General features: G+C 52.7%; 18 protein-coding genes and 1 tRNA gene. 10 read left to right on the top strand and 9 right to left on the bottom strand.

What is annotated here, in order from left to right:
- Positions 1-16 precede the first annotated feature (16 nt).
- Both ACH50O_RS06315 and ACH50O_RS06310 read left to right on the top strand, forming a co-directional pair.
- The gene (locus ACH50O_RS06315) at positions 17-1,198 is read left to right on the top strand and encodes a pyridoxal phosphate-dependent aminotransferase (protein WP_446811175.1); all 1,182 of its coding nucleotides are present in this window, start codon (positions 17-19) and stop codon (positions 1,196-1,198) included.
- 117 nt (positions 1,199-1,315) lie between these two features.
- Positions 1,316-1,402: transfer RNA gene (locus ACH50O_RS06310), tRNA-Leu, on the top strand.
- Between the two features lie 341 nt (positions 1,403-1,743).
- On the opposite strand, the gene ACH50O_RS06305 is transcribed toward ACH50O_RS06310, so the two are convergent.
- Positions 1,744-2,070, bottom strand: coding sequence for a hypothetical protein (locus tag ACH50O_RS06305; RefSeq protein ID WP_446811174.1), 327 nt, complete (start codon positions 2,068-2,070; stop codon positions 1,744-1,746).
- Positions 2,071-2,469: 399 nt separating this feature from the next.
- Between ACH50O_RS06305 and ACH50O_RS06300 the strand changes: the two genes are divergently transcribed.
- The 4 genes from ACH50O_RS06300 to ACH50O_RS06285 all read left to right on the top strand — a co-directional run bounded on the left by ACH50O_RS06300 (position 2,470) and on the right by ACH50O_RS06285 (position 8,379).
- Complete coding sequence (locus ACH50O_RS06300; protein WP_446811173.1) at positions 2,470-3,345, top strand: glycerol kinase; 876 nt, start codon at positions 2,470-2,472, stop codon at positions 3,343-3,345.
- Positions 3,346-3,379: 34 nt separating this feature from the next.
- Entirely contained in the window at positions 3,380-4,750 is a 1,371-nt protein-coding gene (locus ACH50O_RS06295; RefSeq protein ID WP_446812121.1) for an AAA family ATPase, read from the top strand.
- Positions 4,734-5,585 (top strand): DUF4435 domain-containing protein, encoded by an 852-nt coding sequence (locus tag ACH50O_RS06290; RefSeq protein WP_446811172.1) that lies wholly within the window; start codon positions 4,734-4,736, stop codon positions 5,583-5,585. The genes ACH50O_RS06295 and ACH50O_RS06290 overlap by 17 nt, the downstream gene beginning before the upstream one ends.
- Before the next feature lie 1,633 nt (positions 5,586-7,218).
- Positions 7,219-8,379 carry a nucleotidyltransferase domain-containing protein gene (locus ACH50O_RS06285; RefSeq protein ID WP_446811171.1) on the top strand — a complete coding sequence of 387 codons (1,161 nt, stop codon included), beginning with the start codon at positions 7,219-7,221 and terminating at the stop codon, positions 8,377-8,379.
- Between the two features lie 161 nt (positions 8,380-8,540).
- Here ACH50O_RS06285 and ACH50O_RS06280 read toward each other — a convergent pair whose 3' ends face one another.
- From ACH50O_RS06280 to ACH50O_RS06265, 4 genes are all read right to left on the bottom strand, one after another.
- Complete coding sequence (locus tag ACH50O_RS06280) at positions 8,541-9,323, bottom strand: WecB/TagA/CpsF family glycosyltransferase (RefSeq protein WP_446811170.1); 783 nt, start codon at positions 9,321-9,323, stop codon at positions 8,541-8,543.
- 10 nt (positions 9,324-9,333) lie between these two features.
- Positions 9,334-10,404 (bottom strand): glycosyltransferase family 4 protein, encoded by a 1,071-nt coding sequence (locus ACH50O_RS06275; protein WP_446811169.1) that lies wholly within the window; start codon positions 10,402-10,404, stop codon positions 9,334-9,336.
- A 200-nt stretch (positions 10,405-10,604) separates the two neighbouring features.
- Complete coding sequence (locus ACH50O_RS06270; protein ID WP_446811168.1) at positions 10,605-11,942, bottom strand: O-antigen ligase family protein; 1,338 nt, start codon at positions 11,940-11,942, stop codon at positions 10,605-10,607.
- Between the two features lie 79 nt (positions 11,943-12,021).
- Positions 12,022-12,507: a lasso peptide biosynthesis B2 protein gene (locus tag ACH50O_RS06265; RefSeq protein ID WP_446811167.1), complete on the bottom strand. Its 486-nt coding sequence runs from the start codon at positions 12,505-12,507 to the stop codon at positions 12,022-12,024.
- A gap of 557 nt (positions 12,508-13,064) precedes the next feature.
- Here ACH50O_RS06265 and ACH50O_RS06260 point away from each other — a divergent pair.
- The 4 genes from ACH50O_RS06260 (at position 13,065) to ACH50O_RS06245 (ending at position 17,723) form a co-directional block, all read left to right on the top strand.
- Complete coding sequence (locus tag ACH50O_RS06260) at positions 13,065-13,706, top strand: 2OG-Fe(II) oxygenase (protein ID WP_446811166.1); 642 nt, start codon at positions 13,065-13,067, stop codon at positions 13,704-13,706.
- Positions 13,706-14,542, top strand: a complete 837-nt coding sequence (locus ACH50O_RS06255; RefSeq protein ID WP_446811165.1) for a hypothetical protein — start codon at positions 13,706-13,708, stop codon at positions 14,540-14,542. Before ACH50O_RS06260 ends, ACH50O_RS06255 begins: the two co-directional genes overlap by 1 nt.
- A 146-nt stretch (positions 14,543-14,688) precedes the next feature.
- Positions 14,689-15,846, top strand: coding sequence for a sugar-transfer associated ATP-grasp domain-containing protein (locus ACH50O_RS06250; RefSeq protein ID WP_446811164.1), 1,158 nt, complete (start codon positions 14,689-14,691; stop codon positions 15,844-15,846).
- Positions 15,837-17,723, top strand: coding sequence for an asparagine synthase-related protein (locus ACH50O_RS06245; protein ID WP_446811163.1), 1,887 nt, complete (start codon positions 15,837-15,839; stop codon positions 17,721-17,723). The genes ACH50O_RS06250 and ACH50O_RS06245 overlap by 10 nt, the downstream gene beginning before the upstream one ends.
- 2 nt (positions 17,724-17,725) lie before the next feature.
- Here the strand turns inward: ACH50O_RS06245 and ACH50O_RS06240 are convergent, their stop codons facing one another.
- The 4 genes from ACH50O_RS06240 to ACH50O_RS06225 form a co-directional block, all read right to left on the bottom strand.
- Complete coding sequence (locus ACH50O_RS06240) at positions 17,726-18,010, bottom strand: PqqD family peptide modification chaperone (RefSeq protein ID WP_446811162.1); 285 nt, start codon at positions 18,008-18,010, stop codon at positions 17,726-17,728.
- Positions 18,011-18,084: 74 nt separating this feature from the next.
- Positions 18,085-18,933, bottom strand: coding sequence for a sulfotransferase domain-containing protein (locus tag ACH50O_RS06235; protein ID WP_446811161.1), 849 nt, complete (start codon positions 18,931-18,933; stop codon positions 18,085-18,087).
- The gene (locus ACH50O_RS06230; RefSeq protein ID WP_446811160.1) at positions 18,933-19,874 is read right to left on the bottom strand and encodes a hypothetical protein; all 942 of its coding nucleotides are present in this window, start codon (positions 19,872-19,874) and stop codon (positions 18,933-18,935) included. Before ACH50O_RS06230 ends, ACH50O_RS06235 begins: the two co-directional genes overlap by 1 nt.
- A gap of 32 nt (positions 19,875-19,906) precedes the next feature.
- Positions 19,907-20,068 carry a hypothetical protein gene (locus tag ACH50O_RS06225; RefSeq protein WP_446811159.1) on the bottom strand — a complete coding sequence of 54 codons (162 nt, stop codon included), beginning with the start codon at positions 20,066-20,068 and terminating at the stop codon, positions 19,907-19,909.
- Positions 20,069-20,365: the final 297 nt, after the last annotated feature.

Raw genomic sequence — 20,365 nt, 5'->3', positions numbered from 1 at the left:
TTTCGATCGAGGAATCATGAGCATTACACTGTCCAACAGAGTTAAAGCGGTAAAACCGTCACCCACCCTGGCCATCACCGCCAGAGCGGCCGCGATGCGTGCCGCCGGAAAAGACATTATCGGCCTAGGTGCCGGCGAACCGGATTTCGATACGCCGGATCATATTAAAGCCGCCGCCATTAAAGCCATCAACTCCGGGTTTACCAAGTACACTGCTGTAGACGGTACCGCCGGCCTCAAAAAAGCCGTTATTCAAAAATTCAAGCGCGATAACGGCTTGGACTATCAGCCTAATCAGATATTGGTATCCTGCGGCGGCAAACAAAGCTTTTTCAATCTGGCGCAAGCACTGCTTAACCCCGGCGACGAAGTCATTATCCCCGCCCCTTATTGGGTGTCCTATCCGGATATGGTGCTGCTGGCGGACGGCGTCCCCGTGATTATTGAAACCGGTCAGGCGCAAAACTTCAAAATAACCCCTGCGCAATTGCGTGCGGCCATTACGCCGAAAACCCGACTGTTGGTAATCAACAGCCCTTCCAACCCGACCGGCGCCGCTTACAGTCTGGAAGAATTAAAAGCCCTGGGCGATGTGTTGTTGGATTTTCCCGAGGTGTTGATCGCTACCGACGACATGTACGAATTAATCCTTTGGAACAAAGGCGAATTCGTCAACATTCTCAACGCCCATCCGGATTTTTACGATCGCACCATTGTACTGAACGGCGTTTCGAAAGCTTATTCCATGACCGGTTGGCGAATCGGTTATGCCGCGGGTCCCGCGCCGCTGATCGAAGCAATGTGCATCATCCAATCGCAAAGCACCTCCAACCCTACCTCTATCTCGCAGGTCGCGGCGGAAGAAGCGTTGAACGGGGATCAAAGCTGCATCGACACCATGATGGTTGAATTTAAAAAACGTCACGACTATGTCGTCGCCGAACTAAACAGCATACCCGGTGTCGAGTGCTTGCCAACCGACGGCACTTTCTACGTGTTCCCTAACGTCGAAAAGCTATTAAGCAAACTGGACGGTATCAACGACGACCTGGAGTTTGCCGAATATTTAATCGAAAAAGCCGGCGTGGCACTGGTGCCAGGTTCCGCATTCGGCTGCCCCGGCCATATCAGAATCTCCATCGCCACCAGCATGACCAATCTGGAAAACGCCTTGATCAGAATCAAACAAGCGGTTTGATTGTAATTGGCGCCATATGCTTCGGAAACGATGGGCCGCATTAATTTGCCAATTAATAATTGACAAATTTAGTCGATGCTATAGAATTCGCGGGCTTCGCAGTTAAGCAGTAAGAATGCCTCGGTGGCGAAATAGGTAGACGCACGAGACTTAAAATCTCGCGACCGAAAGGTCGTACCGGTTCGATTCCGGTCTGAGGCACCATTTATGCATCCAAACGGGTGCAACCCAATCCAAAAACCCGCAAGTTTACTGGCTTCGCGGGTTTTTTATTGTCCGACGCAATCCAACGAAAACTAGCCAAGTACACACCAAATCGTGTATTTTTTCGTGTACTCACTGATAACCAGCATCAACGCCAAGCTATAGGCATCAATCGGCACCAGTCAACCACCTAATCGTCAGTGCCGCGCGTTGCTCGATCAGCTGTACGATTTGTTCGATCACCGAGTTTCCGGCGAATTCGTTATCCGCCGATGTCTGCAACCTGCGTGCAACAATGGGTAGCCTTTGGCACAAGCCGAGGACTCGTTTTCGGGTTTGCGCTACCGATAAACCCGCCGCCTCGGCAAAGCGATTGCACTTCGCTGAATTTGTATTTGCCACCCAACTGCATCGCCATCTGTGGCGTCAGGCTGGGATAAACGGCGGTTGACAATTCGTCGTAGAGCGGCGCCAAAACGGCACCCTTCTCTGCACAAGATAGAAAAGTTCTTGGCATCGGCGCCGTGGTTGCCGGTCAAGGCATTGAAAATAACCGCATCCTGCAAACGCAGTACCTGTGGCGCACTCGGTCGGGTCACTATATTCGGCAGGCCATCGAGCATGACCTGACCACCCAATGCTTCAATAACTCGCATCACCGTTTCCATACGCACGGCCGGCTTGCCGGCTTCGAGATCACGATAAAGCGAACGCCAACACCTGCCGACAACGCTAGTTCGGATTGGTTTAATCCGAGCCGTTTGCGAGCGGTGCGGAGCGCTTGACCAAGTTGCTGGGCAGATTGGATGTTGATCATAGTTTTTCCCGTTCGGGAAAAAACAGCCCTTTTCGGAGTCAGCTCTATTCAGCTCAGTCTGGCTGTGATGGTTAGCGCTGAATGCTGATGATATAAATTAGGGCACTTACCGAGCAATCACACACAACTGGCTAGTCAGTGGTGTAGCGGTTGATTGAAAAGCCGGAGTCAAACACTAGTCAAATCAGACTAAGAGCAGTTCTCAGACAATGGTCTAAACTGAGCCCGGTCTAACTAGAGAACTACAGCGATGAGTGACGAGAAACGCCTATCCACCACCCAATTGGCCAAACTGCGCGGGATTGCCCAGGAGCAGATGTTCGGACAATTGACGACGTTGGGACTGATTGAAAAACTAGATGACAAATGGCAATTGACTGACGCTGGCACTGCCGCCGGCGGCGTCTATCTCACCGGAAAATACGGCCAATACGTGGCCTGGCCTGAGGGTTTTCAATTACCAACCGCCGCTGCCAAACCGGAAGCGGCTAAACTGCTGACCGCCACCGTGCTGGGGCAACATTTCGAGCTCCCCGCCAACAAAATGAATTACATCCTGTCCGAATTGGGCTGGATCAAAAAAGGCTTGAAAGGCTGGTTGGCTACCGAGCAAGGGCTAGCCATGGGTGCCGAGCAAGGCGAAGACAGCCGCTCCGGCATTCCTTACGTACGCTGGCCGGAGAAAATCACCAGGATTCGCGCACTGAAAGACAGCATAGACAACATCAAGGGCGTCGATAAACCTAAAACCGACACCGATAAAATGGACAGCTTCCGCCATAAATTCGAAGCCACCCACCGCACCACCGATGGCCACTTCGTGCGCTCCAAGGCGGAAATGCTGATTGACAACTGGTTGTACATGGCGGAAATCGTCCACGCCTACGAACGTAAACTGCCGATCGAAGAGGAAATGTACTGCGACTTTTACATCCCCACCGGCAAGGTTTATATCGAATTTTGGGGTTACGAAAACGACGCCAAGTACCTAGCCCGCAAACAGGAGAAACTCGCTATTTATCAGAAGTACAATTTCAATCTGATTGAGTTGACGGACAAGGACGTGTTGAATCTCGATGATATATTGCCGAGGTTGTTGTTGAAGTTTGGGGTGCAGGCGTATTGATTATTCGTTAAATATTTATATAGGATTAAATTTGATGTTTTTAAAAACGTTCAAAGCAATAAATGTCTATGGTTATCTTGATTTTGATATTTCTTTTAACAAGGATATAAATTTTTTAGTGGGCGGCAATGGGACTGGAAAAACAACAGCGTTGAAATTGGTAAATGCGCTTTTAGTTCCGAACTTCAAAGAATTGCTTACAATATCTTTTGATTTAATTGAGCTAACTGTTGATCACAATGAAGATATTATTCAAATCCAAGCAAAAGCCAATGGTGAATACGTCGAGCTATCCATTAATGGCGTTGATGAAAAATTAGATTTACCCAATTATTCTAAAGAAGAGTTTGAATTTTATGCCGCAAAAAAAGAGGGAATGGATGAGCTAATTAATGAAACCAATAGAAAGTATGCTGACCATGCAATAATAAAGAAAATTTCAAAACTTCCCTCGCCAATATTTCTTGGCTTAGAGCGACGCCGAGAAAATGTAGAATCAGAGAACAGAAGTTATTATGTGGAAAGAGAGTTATGGCTAAAGCATTCTTCGAATAGTAGAGCCATTTCTGCAAAAAGATTGATTAGAGGATCCTTAGGCATTAGCCTTATGGAAACAGAGTTTCTAGTTCAAAATGCGTATCGAGAGCTTAAAAACAGTGAAGAAAAGCAAGCCGATAAACTAAGAGATAGCATTCTGTCATCATCATTTCAATATACCGAATTTGACTTCAGCTTGACACCTAATAAAGAAGATTTTTGGTCTGAAAAAACAAGCTTGTTGGCTAGACGCAAAGAAATTAAAGATGCTCTTTCAAAAATTGGCACTCGAGATAATAGATTAATAACCGAGGTTGATACATTTTTTGACCGATTAACATCACTGTTCGAAACTATGCAGTCACAAAAAGATGAAGGTGGTGTAACTATAGAATGGCTTACAAACAAAGCTCAGATTGACCGTATATCAAAGGTGGTTGAAGTAATCGACGAGCATAAATCTAAAATAGACGCTCTTTTCAAACCAATTAATGACTTTTTATCTACTGTTAACGAATTCTATGAAGACTCAAATAAAAAGCTTTCGATAGATACTGTAGGCCGCTTAGATGTAGAAAGGCCAGATGGCAAACATTGTAGCATAGAAGGGCTTTCCTCAGGGGAGAGGCAATTATTAGTGATATTTGCTCATGCATTTTTTAATCAATATGGTCGTAAAAATACTGTGTTTATTATTGATGAACCTGAACTATCGCTACACTTGGTCTGGCAAGAAAAATTTGCAGAAACAATATTAAAAATAGGTCCATCTTCTCAGTTTTTGCTCGCCACTCACTCTCCAGAGATAATTGGGATTAATAAAAATAAAGCCATTAAATGTAGGCAACAAAATGCTTCCAGAACGTAGTCTCGCTGCCAAGTCAGCCAAGTCAGTATTATTTGAAGAGTTTAACGATATTGATATATATATTGAAGATACCGCTGAAGGATATGAAAAGATATTCAAAGAGCTCTTTAGCCGCGTCTTCCAAGGACAGTACAAAGTTTCAAAAGTATTTCCTTTGGGGGATAGATATTCAGTAGTTAAGGAGCATCGCAAGCAATACAGCAGCTTAACAAGACCAACTCTTTTTATTGTTGATGGCGACCTATTTTTAATGCAAGAAAATAGATTAAGCAGCGAAAGAGGCCTGTTTGTATTACCCTGTTATTGCATTGAAAATATATTACTGGACATTAATCAAATATATCAATTATTGAACGAAGAATGCCACAAAGTTAGCCGAGATGAATTAATACATAATTTTAATTATACCCAGTGGCTTGAGGATAATTACAAGCATCTTCTTTATCTATTTATTGAATATGGAATAAGTTTTACCTTAACTCCAGAGTTACAAACTGTCAATTATCCAATAACAAAGTTAGTGTCATCAGATAGAGGAGTTGTAGATAAAGACAAGGTTCAAAAAAGGATAAAAGATTTAGGTAATGAAGTATTAAGCAAAGCAAGTCATGAAGAAATTGACATTTTAAGAAGAAAGATCGAATCGATCGTTCCCATTAACCAGGATAGTTTATTTACTTACGTGTCGGCAAAAGATTATTTATTACCCCTTCTATTAACTCGCTTCAGAACTGTTACTAAATCTAAAGCCACAAATATAAATATTAAGTTACGGCTTGCAATGAGGTGTAATGTTGAATTATTGAATGAATCCAAAAAATTCGTAGCCGCGTAGGACCGTAGGCTGGGTTAAGCAAAGCAATACCCGGTGCAAACACCGCCAAAGCTGGGTTTCATTGTATTCAACCCAGCCTACATTTGGTTTGGAAACAATATCTAACACCAAGCATCCCGTAGCGTGCGGTGAGGCAACGAACCGCACGGAACGCGCAATAGCCAATTCACGACCAGCGATATGTGATAATCCACCCCAAACCGCTCGACAAGTTTCGCCAATCGCTTGTCCAGTGTCCATAGCTTTGCGCCGGATGTGATTAAAACCGAGGCCAGCAACTGCAAATCAATTAACCCACAACCCAAGCCATATAGCGCCTCACGTAGTTCAGCACAACCTAAAGGGTGCAAGCATGTTCTCTTATCTGCTCAGATAAATGGCCTATTGGTGGGCTAACCTTCCAGTCTTACCAATCTGAGATTTTTCTCCTTCCCACGCACCACGAGGGAATGCAGCTCCGGCCGCGCGGCGACTTACCGCAACGCGTCGCCCGAGGATTACCAAACCATCAGGAATTATCGCAACGGTCACCACGCCAAATGCCTCAAGCAGCGTATATAGTGTTAACCCTAAGCCTTATTGCCGCCAGCTTGCTGCTTTGAAACCGCCAAGTCTCAAGAATAACTAGGCTCACAATGCCAATAGCCAAGACGGTAACCCGCAGAGGTAAACTCGCAAAGCTATTTACTAAACCGTTAAAGCAAAAAGCCTGACCCATAAGGCAAATAGCCCTGCATGCAAGCCTCACCATCCAGGCGATTAAGCCAAAATGGCTCGCGGTTCCGGCAAAAAGGCTTGCGGCTGAAGCAAAAGCCTCAGGCGTAAAAGCTCCATCACCTTGCGTTTAAGGCAAAAAGCCTTGTGATTAAAGCAAAATGACTCGCGCGCAAGTAAAAAAGCCAAAGCAGAATAGCTGCAAGCCATAAAGTTGAGGCAAATTGCCTTGCGAGACAGGCTTAGAGTCTAGTAAATGCCTCCAAGACTGAGGCGCCGCCAGAGTTGGTAATCGCGATCCAGTTTACGCGCCGCTTTGGCAAAGTGCAGACATTGCAGCAGACGTTCGGTATTTTGTTGCAGCAACTAATCGATGATTCGGCTGGCGGTAAAGGCTTTGAAGTCGGCAACGTATAACCCGTTACGCCGCCTAGTCGATAAAGTGCAGGTGTTTTCCGGCGTCACTGAGCCATAGACTTTTAACCCGGCGTGTTGACCTTAGTATTACCAATTCTCGAGGACGATTGTGCGGTTTCCGGACTCGAAGCGCATAACATAGAGTGGAGATTACTGTCTGAGCCAACACAAAAACGGATGTTCGAATTATCGAATCTATCGACGCAGGCCGCCCGGCTCTATTGCGAATGTGGGACAAACGCCAACATGCTATTATCGCCGCAGGAGATTTCCATCATACCGCTAAATATCACCCGCCCTTGCCCTGGGAAAGCCATGTTGGAGACCGTAACGCAAATCAGCTCCCATACATAGTAAAGCCCCGCCCATGCCGCTAAACGACAGCCCTCTCGCCAGAGAGCTTATTCTCGAAATTTTGCATATTTCTCCGAAGCCGATGGATTCTTCCCATCTGCTGCGATTAAACGAGTGCGATTGGGATTACCTAATCCGCATCGTTAGAATGCACAGGCTAGGCCCGGCTCTTCATGACGGCATCGTTCGTAAAAACTTACTGCCGGCCATTCCTCCCCAAGTCGTCAACGCAATACGGCAAGCAAAATACCGCCACACCCTACGCAATTTGGCCGTGTGCCGGGAGCTGATTACCGTTACCCGCTTACTTGATGCGGCTGCAATACCTTCGCTGGCGCTAAAAGGGGCCTACCTGGCAAACTTCACTTACGCGGAACCGGGACTCAGGCCAATGAGGGATGTCGATCTGTTAGTTTCCAAAACGCACGCCATTAGGGCATTCGACCTGTTAAAAGCCAACGGCTACCGGCCTAGCTACGAGGGTCTGCCGGAAGCCTATCTTGAAGGCAACAAAATTCATCTGCCGCCGTTAGTGCGGCCCAACGGTATCCCCGTCGAACTCCATCACCGCCTGACTTTCCCCCACCCTAACGGCGAGACGGCGGAATACGAATCGGCTCTCTGGGCCCGAAGCGTGTCGAAACCGCTAGGCAATACCGCCATAGGCTTCCCCTGCGCGGAAGATCTGTTGCTTCATCTTTGCTACCACGCCACGGAAGGCCACCAATTTTCCATCGGTCCTCTCGCTTTACTGGATTTGGCATTACTGATTCAACGCGATCCACTCGACTGGGACGAGATTCTGCAGATGGCTGTTAAGGGTTGGCGGCACTACCTTCTCGCCCCTTTGTACCTGGCAAAACTGCATTTGGGTGCAAATATACCGGAATGGTTCATGGATAAACTGGACCCGGAAAGCGACAAGGGACTGTGGCTGGAGAGTGCGGAATATTTATTGTTTTCGGAACTTGGCGACCACATGCTGTTAAATTCCGACATGCAGAAAATCTTGTGTTCGAAAAATCCGCTTGAACGCATTTCCGCCTTCAATAAAATCGTTTTCCCGACACGCGCCACAATTGCAACCCATTTCCCTATCCGTGCCGACTCCCCTATAGCCTTTCTATACTATCCGCGGCACTGGCAACGACTTGTGAAAAAGAAACTACCGTCCTTACTGGCTAGCCTGATGGAACAACCCCGCGAAATCGAGAAACTGGCCAGCCATAAACAGACATTCAGCCGCTGGCTTGGAGCCGACACCGGCACCGGCACCGGCACCGGCACCGGCAATAATACAGCTCAATAAGCGCCCTCCCCGGCTATTCCACCCAAAACCATCTTCCAAACGATTTTTATATTCAGGCTTAGCAAGCAATTCCGGACGCGATGAATATCGACATCCGCCCGCCGAAAGTCTAGGGATCTAAATCCGCGGAAGATAGTTAAGATGAAAATAAGGGCGGGCCATTACTTATCGCTATTGCCGAAATCTGTCGACAATCCTTTGTTTGCACCCAGCCGCGCGCGAATCAGCAAGCATAAAAAACAGAAATTGGTGCGCGCATAACATTCAAATAACCGCGTGGGTTCCTGGATTAACCGAAACAGCCATTCGAAGCCATAACGCTGCATCCAACCCGGCGCACGCCGCAAGGCACCGGAAACGACGTCGAACGAACCGCCTACCCCCATCCCAACGGACACGTCCAAAGGTCCCCAATATTCTTGCAAAAAACGTTCTTTTTTCGGCGAACTAATGCCTATAAACAGAATTCCGGCTCCCGATTGCCGGATACCGCGCACAACATCCGCCTCTTGCGCTTCGGTGAAATAGCCGTCACGAACCCCGGCGATTTTCAAGCCGGGTACTCGGTCAACCAAGCGCTGAGCAGCAGCCCGCACTATTTCGGGCTTGGCCCCCAACAGATACACACTGCTGTTCATTGCGGCCGCCAAACCACACAAATCGACCATTAAATCGATACCCGCCCGCCTTTGTGGCGGAACCGCGCCCAAAGCCTTAAAACCAAGGCTGATGCCGGCGCCGTCCAAATGCACCAGTTCGGCTTCGCGCAAGGCCGCCATCAGTAACGGATCGCCGCGCGCCTCCACCAGCTTGGCAACGTTTAAGCCTTCGATACGCAAGCGCGTCTCGCCGCCCAAAGCCTTGGCCGCAAGTGCTAAAATTTCGCCGGAGTCGATCAAATCCAGAGGACAATCCAAAAAAGTCGCACGCTCCCACCCCATCATAGCGTGCCTTTCATTGAACGGGTTCCCGATACAGGGCGGCAACTCGATGGGCGGTACACTCCCAAGTGAAATTATCCCGGACAGTGCGTTCGACTGTTTCGGATAGCGGCGTGGCAACTGCCTGTTTTATCCGCTCGGCCATGCGAAGCACATCTCCCAACGGAAACAACACGTCCAAACCCAGTAAATCGAGAACGGCGCGATTACCCGGAATATCGCTGGCAACCACCGGCAAGCCCATCAGCGTCATCTCGATCAACACTGTCGGCATGCCTTCGGCTGCGGAAGGCATGACAAAAACATCGGCGGCGGCGGCCAACCTCGCTACTTCCGCATCCTCGGCAAAACCGTAAAATTGCACACGCTCGCCAACATTAAGCTCATCGGCCAATGCGGCCAGCCGTTCCTGATCCGGACCGCGCCCGACAACGTGCAACACCGCTTCGGCAAGCGTGGTGCAGGTCAGGGCTCTGATGGCATCGTCAATACGCTTGACCGGGTCCAGACGTCCCACGGATAACAACGCCGGGGTTCCGCGCAGTTGGCCGCTGCGAGGGCGGCGGCGACCATCGACCTCGCTGCCGAGCACGCAATTGGGAATTATCGCCGGATGCGCCACGGACAACCGCCGCGCCGTTAAATATTGCAGCCAGTATTCCGATAGCAGAATCACGGCATCGCTGTACCGCAACAGCCAGCGTTCGCCGGTGGTATCCCACAAGCGCTTGCCCAGTGCCTTGAGCACCCCATCATCCTCATCGTAATAGCAATGCGGCGTGTAGATCAGCCGCCGCCCAAGTAAGACCGCCAGTAATGCCGCCAATACGGCATAGGGTTTACGCGCTCCGTGGACGTGGACGATATCGGCCCAGAGGACATGACGCCAAAACTCGCGCCATCCCGCCCGTTCGACCTGATAGGCTCCGCCGCCCGCACGGCAATCGACCACCTTAGCCGCCACCCGCACACTAATCCCGCGCGTTGCCAGTATTTCCGCCAATCCGGCGATATGCCTTGCCACGCCGCCGCCGCCTTTATCCGGCTCGAAATCGTTATACACGTGAAGAACATTACCAACCAATGACAATTCCCTTATTGTAGTTTTTTTGCAAATCGCTCATAGCGGCTCTGGATAAGTTTATCATTGCCCGCTCGCTACGAACGACAGGCTGCTCGAGTATTAGAAATCCACCTTCGCCTGGTTCGCTGCTCAGGCAACGCTGAGCACAACCGCTGCAGGAGTTTCTGAGTCAAGACCACTGCAAGAGTATAACCATAAGATTATCGGTGGCTATCCGCGACAGGCGTTTGCGCATAGTCCGCCGAAAGCGGCCCGGGCACACGGCCGGCAAGGCGCGCGGCGCGCACCAAGCCTCCGGCCATTATCCATGGCGCCGCCATGCCGGATAACGTCAGAATATGCTCGGAAGTTACAAATGTGGTGGCAAAACCCAACAGTAAGCTGACCAATGCCCGCGACAAGCCTTGCCCGACACGGCCTGCCGCCGCGAGCAAGCGAATACAATTAATATAAAACCACAGAAATACCAGTGCGCCCGGCAGCCCCAGCTGGAATGCAATCGAAAATATCGCGCCCTCTCCGCCACCGATTGCCGCTGCCTGACTTTGCGCGGCAATCGCCCCCTGCCGCCCGACGCCATCGCCAAACAGCCACACGCGGGAGAATTCCTTGAGATTTTTCAGCAAGGCATCCCGATGACCGACGGTCGAACTGTCGGCAACGATTAAACTGTCAGAGATCGTCCGATAAGACAACCATAAAGCGGCAACGCCCAGCAAGACCGCCACTGCCCAGCGAATCGCGGGCCGAGTCCGCAGCAAACCACTGTTTGCAGCCAGCACGCCGATTACGCCGATACTCTCCACGATAAAGGCACCGCGCGTACCGGACTGCCAAACACCGAAACTCATCGCTCCCGCCAATAACACCGCTGCAAATCGCCGGCGGCGGACGAGCGCGGCCAGCGTCATTACCGCCACGGTAGCCAGAAACGTTCCCTGCGCTAAGGGTGCGGCCAATATCCCCGCAGCCCGCCGCTCCTTGTCCACGCCCTTGAAAAAATTCCAGGGCAACTTGGTTTCCGGGTCCAGACCAAGCTCGACGCCCTTCACTTCAGACATATATTCCGGCAACCGCATGGTGTCGATCCAAAAATCGGTATGCTCGATATCCCACATACCGAAAACGGTACTAGCTAAACCCAGCAATATCCACATCGCCAGCACGCTGCGTAATTCCTTGCCGAAGCGTAAACAATAATACCCGACCAGAAATAAAAGCATCGGCAACACCAAGGTGCCTGCCGACGATATTGCAATCCGCATTGGAACGGACTTGAGCAAGCCCTCAATGAGGTAAATCGCGACAAAGGCGAAGTAAATGCATATGGGGCGCCGCAAGGACCTGGGGATGCGTACGGTCCAAAGACACAGCAGCGCTACGGCGATAATGGAAACATCCCGTAACACGCGCAGCATCCCGGCCAGCGGCAAACCGTCGCTGTACAGCCAAGCTATCAGCATGTCCAGTACTGGAAACACCGAGGCCAAAACCAGCACGTAACAAAATCTTAGGGAAGTATGCGGTTGTGCAATCACTGTCCATACCCAATTTCACGAAATCCGCTTTTCAGAACAAAAACTCCATAGCGATGAATATCACCAAATACACAGGCCATTAACCAAAAAAATCAATCCGATGGGAAGCGAAGCACGCCAGCACGGTAAATTGGCCGAAACTACCACCTCCGGAGACGCGGACTCGCCCGGCGGTTACCCAGGCGTGGGCATTCAACTCGGCTCCCGAGGCATCATGGCTAACACCGAAAAACAAGGTATAAGGCACGCCGTAAAGGCCGAGCAACACTCTCGCCGCGATAGCCTGCGGAAAACAGTTGGATTTCCATGGCGTATTTCTGGCCGCGGACTGGATTATCCTTGAAATAGCGTGTGCCATAACCTCTTCCCTGGCGTCGAGCACCGGCACCCACGCCACGGTTCCGTAAGGTGCTCCTAGATGCGTCGAAATTAGCCGAAAAGGAATAAGCAGGACCAGTAGCCGACATAATCCCAGCAAAAACCAAGCGGGCAACAGCCAAGCTTTCTCGAATGGCCTCAGCCGCGAAAAACTATTTATTTTACGGGTGATTAAGGATAAAAACATAGAAAATAGGAGGCGCGCGAAAACTCAATATTCCGTCGGTCACTTCATGTGTATCGGTTGCATCGTCACTCTCATCGACGGTTAACTCGGTAATAGATAAACCACTGGGTAAGCTGTTGATACTATCAAAGCTCCGTCTAAAGATTCAGTTTTAAATTCATGCAATAAAGATTACCCGTAGAATCAGCTAATCGCCGTCAATCCTCTACAAGTTGCGTTGGGTTTTTGAGACATCCTTGTTACCTTCGCCGATACATTTCCTGCCCGCGGCACAAAATCATCCCAAACAACATATCCCGAGCGCACGGGAGATTGGAGAAGGAGCAGTAAGTCCCATATAATTATGACAGCGGCGAATTTTGGTGTAAGCGGTGCTTGCGCCAAAATCTGGTTATTAAAAATCGCAGCCTAATCTATTCTTAACCTGTTAAATTTATTTAACTTTCATAGCCAATATCGAAAATATCCAATTATTCAAAGAATGCTTATCTCCCGGCTAACTCACCTATATCGAATATCGTGACGGCTATGACAATAACCGTTAATCCGGACACTAAATGACCGCCTTTCAGCCATCATCTACCTTCGAGAAGCCGGGTCCCTACCGACGCTTTGACAGTTTTATGGGAGAGGCCATGGTGGCCCGTCTGCTGGACTACGCCGCCGCGCGCGAGGGGGATTTCCAGCAAACCGGGGTCGGAAATGGGCAAGTATGCAAGATCAACTCCGAAATTCGTATTTCTCGCGTGCTGCGAGACTTGAGCGATCTAAAGAATGAATTAGAGACCCGCTTCACCGCCATCTTCGATTTTGCAGTCAAAGAATTGGGCATCTCTCGCATCGACTTGGCGCGCCTGGAATTGGAACTGGTCGCTCATGGCAACGGCGCTTTCTACCGTGAGCACATCGATACCATGACCCAAAGGCCCGATGCCAAATCCGATCGCGCTTTAACCGGGGTCTATTACTTCCACCGCCAGCCCAAGGGCTTCGGCGGCGGCGAACTACGCATGCATGCGATCACCAGACCGGAAGCAGGAGGACGCTTCATCGATATTGTCCCGGACAACGACACATTGCTGCTGTTTCCTTCCTGGGTTCCGCACGAGGTAAGACCGGTAACCTGCCCTTCGGGGAATTTCCTCGATAGCCGCTTCGCCATCAATTGTTGGTACCGCAACCGCCGGAAAATTGCGTAATGCCGGTTGCCTCGTCATTTCCCTTTGTCCGCAACAAATTCGTCGATACGGTGATCCGAGAACACGGCCAACGGCTCGAGGTTTCCTCTCACTCGCTTACCCGAGGATTCATCAAAACATCGCTCGTTCAAGACGAGGATACCGGCTTCGAAGCGGCAACCGCCCTGCTAGCCGGCAACGAAAGCATCCTGCCGCAATTGTCGCCCGACGAAGCGATGGCGCTGTGGAGAGCCGGACTCATCGTGCTGCCGAACGAACATACCCCGACTTTCGTGCCCGAGAGCGTTTCCACGCCGCGAGAATTCTACGCCACCAATGGCTACACGCTGATCGACGACTGCATCTCGCCGGCTATGACAGCTGCCCTGGTCGGTCATTATCGCGCCAAACTGGAAGCGGGGGCATTTATGCGCGGCGATACGCAAGCCGACCGCTATAAGGCCCACAACGACCCTGCGGGACGCGTGGTTCAACAGGCGCTATGTTCGGCGGTGGCATACATCGTCGGCTCTCCGATCAAAGCCAGTTACACCTACACATCCTTGTATTGCGGCGGCGCGGATTTGCCGATCCACACCGACCGCTCCCAATGCCAATACACGGTGTCCCTACTGATCGACTATCAACCGATACCAATCGATGGAATATCGCCGTGGCCGATTCAGCTATACCCCGACGCGAATGGTGCGACGGATTGTCATCAGCGCCTTGGCGGCGGGATATTATTTCGCGGCTGCGAAATTCGCCACGGCCGGCCGCGTCTTCCGGCGAACGATACTTGCTGGGTAGTACTATTGCATTACGTCGATGCCGATTTCGGCGGATCGCTCGATTGACTAGTCCCGCCGCTCCGCCCGCTTCGGGACGAAACAGGCCGGAGCCGGGGGCATGGCTCGCCCGGCGTTGGCCATGGGCCGGCAAAATATACCGTCTAAGTACCATGGGCTTTGCATTTATCCCCGGACCACCCACCGGCGAGACAATGGACCGGGTACGGCGCGCGGCGCGGCGCGCCATGTTCGCGGAAAAACCCGCCTGGCAACGCTGGAGCTTGCGCGTATTGATGACATTAGCCTGGCCGGTCGGGGCAGTAACGGAGACGCTGTACTATCTGTCGGTGCTGCCGCCGGACGAAATACCAAGGCGTGCATTGGCTTGGGCGGACCGAGGTGGCGATATGTTAGCCTTAGCTTTTTCCCGTAACGTGCCGCCGCGAGAATACTACACCTATCGCCTGCACCAGCCAGACCGACGAGCCTGGATTACCGCCTGCCTTTACGCGCCTGAAAGTTATCCATTACTGTCGTGGCTCAACCGTCGCAATGGTGCCGACAATAATACCGTCCAGGACAAATCCCGCTTCGCCGACTTATGCCGCCGTCATGAGCTACCCTGCATTGCCACGCTGGCGGTATTCAGGGATGGCTCTCAGCTTTGGCCGGCAACCCCATTCATTCCAGCACTACCGCTGCTGTGGGTGAAGGACTTGAGCGGAAGCCGAGGCGCCGGTGCCGCGCGTTGGCGCTTGGATGCCGGGCATTACCATAACGGCGACAAACAAATGACTTTTTCGCCCGAGGCCTTAGCGAGGCAATGGCTGCCGCGGGATTGCCTGGTTCAACCTTGCCTGGACAACCACCCCGCGCTAGCTGCGCTGTCGGACGGAACATTGGTGGATTTTCGCGTGGTGACCGGTATCCACCGCGACGGCTGGGTGGAAGTAGTCGCCACCCTGGGCCATCTACCATGTGGCGGACCGTCGGGACGCCGTTATATCGTCGGCGCAATTGACCGGAACAACCATTGCTTAATATCGCCGACGCTGAGCGGCTTTCAAATTATCAAAAATCATCCCGATACCGGGGCCGAGATCACCGCACAGCCTGTTCCATTCTGGCCGGCCGCATTAGAGCTGGTTGTTAACGCGCACAAGAAGGTGCCGGAGTTTTCCCGCTTCGTGTTCCTGGGTTGGGATGTGGCGATTACACCCGAGGGACCGCTGCTGATTGAAACCAATTCCGGATGGGGAGCCTTCAATCATCAACGCGGCATCGGCGCGCCGCTGGGGTGGACATGTTTTCCCGATATTGTGGCGGAATATCTGGATTTCTCGGAGCATGGAGATGCCGCATGCGATTGATCTGCGGTTTCCTGAAATTGGACGAAAGTCCCGCTGAAGAACGGCGCCTGGACGCCATGGCGACGGCAATGATCCAACCCGGTTTGCGTCCGCGCATCGCCAAATGCGTGGACGGCCCCATCGCGCTGGCTAGATTGGATTTCACGGCAAACCCCGACCAGTGCAAACCTGCAACCGGCCTGCCGCAAGGTCCAAGCGGCTTGATACTGGCTGCCGATATTCGGCTGGATGCCCCGGACCATTGCGCTGACGATTTCGGCCTGCTTGCCTTGCTGGAACGGGGGAAAAGCGACAGCCTTGAGCGGCTGGACGGCGATTTCGCCTTTGCCGCCTGGGACCCAACGCATCGCACCTTGCTGCTAGCCCGTGACGGCATGGGCGTGCGGCCACTGTTCTTGGCCCACCAGTCCGGCAGCGCATTCGTCTTTGCCTCCCTGCCGCGTGGCCTGCATGCGTCCGGTCTGATTTCCAAGAAATTGGAACAGTCGTTCTTCGTCAACGAATTATTGTTGCGATCGAACCAGCCGCAACACTCGCTGTTCTCCGGCGTGGAACGACTGATACCTGGCGATTGGTTACGGGTCGCCCAAGACGGGAAAAGCGAACAGGGGCAACATTGGCGACTCAATCCGGCGCCTGCGGGGCGGGCTAGGATAAGCGCGGAGGATGCGGCAACAGAGCTGTCCGCGCTGATGTCGGCAGCCGTAAGGCGGCGCCTGCCTGCGACAGGACCCGTAGCCTCCCATCTCAGCGGAGGCATGGATTCCTGTGCCTTAGCCATTCTGGCGGCGCGGGCGCTGCGCCCGCTTGGACGTGATCTGCTGGCCTATTCCTTGCTCCCAACGCCTTTTAACGAACACGTATTTGGCGGCGCGGGCCAATTCATCGCCCCGGTACTGCAGCAAGAGCCGGATATGATGTGGTTTCCGATACAAGCCGAGGATCCCCTGGCCTGCGTTCTGCCGCGGATGGATGAAGACCAACTTTTCCCCGCCGACCCAGGCTTTCCCGAAGTGCGGATTATGGCCGATGCCGCTACGCTCGGCGCGCAAACCTTGATTTCGGGCTGGGGCGGCGACGAAGGAGCCAGCTACAATCACCATGGCGTATTGGCCGAGGCGCTGCTGGCGGGGCACTGGGGCTATTTGACAAGGGAGTTGCGAGCAATGGCAGCTCAGCGGCAAAAGTCGGTGGCGCGGACGGCATGGAGCGAGATAGTACCCTATCTATGGTCGGGACGGCTCCATGCGCGGGTCGGACGGTTAGCGGGACGGGAAGCGTTGCCATCGTTTTCAAAGTTGGCGGTCGGCATGCTGCAACCGCATATAGTGTTCGGACACAACCTGTCCGTTCCCGCCCTACCGCCCGATGCCCGCCGTATCCGCTTCAATCTATTGACCCGCCCCGGCTTGCTTCGAAGAATAGAGCAATGGTCACTACTTAGCGCACGTTACGGGATGAGTACCGCCTTTCCCTTGCTGGATCGCCGGGTGGTGGAGTTTGCGTTGTCGCTACCCAGCGAACTTTTCCTGCGCGATGGCTGGTCGCGGCGGTTGTTCCGCGATGCCATGTCCGGCGTGTTACCCGATGAATTGCGCTGGAAACAGTCCAAGCTCGATCTGATTGGGGTAATGCCGCTTTATGTGGCAAGCCAACGACCGTTATTGTTGCAGCGTTTGGCGGCGTGGCGCAGTTCTCGCCAGATCGGCGAATTTTTCGATCTTGATGAGGTTGAAGCGAGATTACGCTCGCTGCCGCCGGCGGCCGATTTGGCAAGGCTACTGGATGTCGGTATTGGTAAATACGCTGATTTCAGTCAGGCCCATACCCTACTACGCACCTTGCAATTCATCGCTTTCCTGGAACAACACGGATAATGCTAGTTGTCGAGCAGGTCGCGTTCGCGCAAGGCAACCAAGAAGCTTTCCACTTCCCGCCGAGCGGTATCGGCATCCACTTCGTACTCGGCAGTCAACGCCGCCACCAGGCTATCGAGAGTAATCGGCTCGGCCAGCAGTTCCCAAATGCGCGTACCGACATCGTTCAGGTTGAAGTATGTACCTTTTTGCACGCTCATCATCAGTAGCTCGTCACCCACTTTTGCGGATAACGCCTCGTCGCTACGGCGCAAAGTAGTATTCGGTAGGGGATAGGCTTCTGTCATGGTTCGTCCTTCTATTGTTTTGTTTTATACAGTCCCACCATGGTCATTTTTTACATAGGGGAGGAAGAGAGAATTCACAAATAGCCAAATTCCGCCATCACCTCGCCGTGAGCGGCGGCGATAGCGGCTGCTTGTTCGGCTGTCAGCGCATCGGCCCATTCGCCGACGCGGCCGGAGCGGAAAAACGGCGCCGTCGATATAGCTTGCCGTTCGCAGAAACCCTTTTCCGCCTCCTGTTGCTGCAATTCGGTGAAATCGGCAAAGCCCACCGCTTTTTCCACGGCCTCTTGCGATGCCTCTATCTGCAAAAAGTCCAGAATACGGCTGAAAACCGTCGCGGTGTCGGCCCGCAAATCCTCGTAGCGGCAGACGTGAACCGGCACGTCGTACTGGCGGGTCCAGCTCCGCACATGACTGCTCCAATCAAGCAGCGGTTGCGGCAATTGCGCGCGTTCCGTGCCCAACTTGCCGCCCATTCGCGTGTCGGCGGAAAGCAACCTTTCTATTGCAGTATCGATTGAAAAACCGCAGTGAAAAGACAAGGATACCGCGACGTCGCGTGGATCGCGCACAAAATACAGCGCGCGGGCCGCAGCCTTACCCGTTAAGGGGGTGCCGTCATGCAATCGACGGTAAGCGTCATGCAGTTTGACGAATACGTCATTGTTTTCCGCCGCCGCTTGCTCGGCAATAAAGTCAGCCAGCAAAGGGCGCAGTGGATACGTTTCCTCTTTGCTTAAAAGATTCGTATCGATTAGCGTCAGTTCTTCGACATGAAGGCGGTTAACGATATTGCGAGCATTCACCGCAATCCGGTTAATATCCACTGCTTGGTTTTTGCCGGATAGCAGATTGGCCAGCAACAGGCGTACCCAGGTATTGCCCGACTTGGGATAAGAGGCCAACCAGACCACTCCCGCCATCAGGCCGGCGTCTCCATCAGTTTGGTCACCGCGGCCACGGTAGCGGGAAGCTGTTCGAGCCCTAGCGTCCGCTCCAGCAGAAACACCCGCGTTCCTCCCAACAAGGCGGCAATCTGACCGAACAGTTCGGCATCACGCGCCATCCGCTGGGCTAGAACTCCTCTGAAAACCTCTCCTCGCAACAGCGGCGCGGCATCCGTCAAATCCAACCGGGTTATTTTCGGCGGAGCCGGCGGCTCTATCGGCTCTCGCGTGCGCAGCAACAACACTACCGCCAAAGGCATCGGCTGAGGCTCGCCACCCGCTTCATACCCGGATGGCGTGACGTGGAATTTTTGCAATCGCTCCCGGACCGGAGCACCTTGCAGTGGTCCTAGGCCGAGGTGATCGACGGCGTCGGCCCACAGCCGGTGCTGGCGGCCATCGGGCACAACCATCGGCACACCTGCTTCGTCAAACCTGACCGCCGCGATGTCGTCGCCGACGAAGGAGCCGCCGCTCCGGCACAGTGCTGCCGCCAAGGTGGATTTACCGGTCCCGGTCGGGCCGCACAAGCCGATGGCGCGTCCTTCCCATGCAACCGTGGCGGCGTGTAATGCCAGAACGCCGCGCTGGTGCAGGATGGCGGCAAAGCCGGTTGACAGGATGAAGGGTACAACATCTGACTCCGTAACGCCCGGCGCCGGCTGCACCGCTATTTCGCGTCCATCGGCGACTAACATCCTGGCTATCCCTGGGAGATTCAGTAAAAAACGCTGTCCGGCTACCGTCCAGGTCGGGCCGACATAATCGGCTCCGTCAAGAGACTCCGGCACAGTAGCGCGGCATATCTTAATGTCGGGTGAGGAAGTAGCGGGAATAAAGCGCAACATTCCGGGCAACGGCAGAGCAGTCGCCACGGATAAGCCGCAGACTAGATAACTCGGTAATTCCTGTGTCATCGGGAGGAGGCCTTGGCGGCATTTGACGTCACTCAGGATGGCCCTGTGGTTGGATTAGTTTCGCTAGGATTCCCGGCCTTTCCTCCTTCGGTCTGACTCCTGATGCTCTGATCGCGGATTTCCGGCGTAGTCCAGGCTTTCTTGGTGGCGACGGTTTCGGTAGCATGCTGTAGGCTGTTGCTGGAGGTATCCATGGATTTTTCCCGGTAATTGACAGGCCCAGCATGCACTGGTCGGCGAATTTTAACATCGCCCCCCTGGGCTTACAATAAACAGTCAAAACGCCCCGCCCTAGCAGCTGCTAACTTAACGTCAAACCCGCGCCTTACGCTAATTACATCGCCCGGCCTTTCATGCCCGGCCTACCGCCTCGAAAGCGGGCTAAAGTGCGTAACATCTTGGTTACCCTGGCGGATGTTTAGTAAAAAACGCTGTCCGGCTACCGTCCAGGTCGGGCCGACATAATCGGCTCCGTCAAGAGACTCCGGCAC

It is taken from the genome of Methylomonas sp. 2BW1-5-20, assembly GCF_052474515.1.
The sequence above is the reverse complement of the archived record's forward strand: the minus strand, read 5'-3'. Positions and strand labels throughout refer to the sequence as shown.

Bases quoted from the DNA above. Each gene is read 5' to 3' on its own strand.
- ACH50O_RS06315 (WP_446811175.1), top strand. From the start codon at position 17: ATGAGCATTACACTGTCCAACAGAGTTAAAGCGGTAAAACCGTCACCC.
- ACH50O_RS06305 (WP_446811174.1), bottom strand. From the start codon at position 2,070: ATGGAAACGGTGATGCGAGTTATTGAAGCATTGGGTGGTCAGGTCATG.
- ACH50O_RS06300 (WP_446811173.1), top strand. From the start codon at position 2,470: ATGAGTGACGAGAAACGCCTATCCACCACCCAATTGGCCAAACTGCGC.
- ACH50O_RS06295 (WP_446812121.1), top strand. From the start codon at position 3,380: ATGTTTTTAAAAACGTTCAAAGCAATAAATGTCTATGGTTATCTTGAT.
- ACH50O_RS06290 (WP_446811172.1), top strand. From the start codon at position 4,734: ATGCTTCCAGAACGTAGTCTCGCTGCCAAGTCAGCCAAGTCAGTATTA.
- ACH50O_RS06285 (WP_446811171.1), top strand. From the start codon at position 7,219: ATGCACAGGCTAGGCCCGGCTCTTCATGACGGCATCGTTCGTAAAAAC.
- ACH50O_RS06280 (WP_446811170.1), bottom strand. From the start codon at position 9,323: ATGATGGGGTGGGAGCGTGCGACTTTTTTGGATTGTCCTCTGGATTTG.
- ACH50O_RS06265 (WP_446811167.1), bottom strand. From the start codon at position 12,507: ATGTTTTTATCCTTAATCACCCGTAAAATAAATAGTTTTTCGCGGCTG.
- ACH50O_RS06260 (WP_446811166.1), top strand. From the start codon at position 13,065: ATGACCGCCTTTCAGCCATCATCTACCTTCGAGAAGCCGGGTCCCTAC.
- ACH50O_RS06255 (WP_446811165.1), top strand. From the start codon at position 13,706: ATGCCGGTTGCCTCGTCATTTCCCTTTGTCCGCAACAAATTCGTCGAT.
- ACH50O_RS06250 (WP_446811164.1), top strand. From the start codon at position 14,689: ATGGACCGGGTACGGCGCGCGGCGCGGCGCGCCATGTTCGCGGAAAAA.
- ACH50O_RS06245 (WP_446811163.1), top strand. From the start codon at position 15,837: ATGCGATTGATCTGCGGTTTCCTGAAATTGGACGAAAGTCCCGCTGAA.
- ACH50O_RS06240 (WP_446811162.1), bottom strand. From the start codon at position 18,010: ATGACAGAAGCCTATCCCCTACCGAATACTACTTTGCGCCGTAGCGAC.
- ACH50O_RS06235 (WP_446811161.1), bottom strand. From the start codon at position 18,933: ATGGCGGGAGTGGTCTGGTTGGCCTCTTATCCCAAGTCGGGCAATACC.
- ACH50O_RS06230 (WP_446811160.1), bottom strand. From the start codon at position 19,874: ATGACACAGGAATTACCGAGTTATCTAGTCTGCGGCTTATCCGTGGCG.
- ACH50O_RS06225 (WP_446811159.1), bottom strand. From the start codon at position 20,068: ATGGATACCTCCAGCAACAGCCTACAGCATGCTACCGAAACCGTCGCC.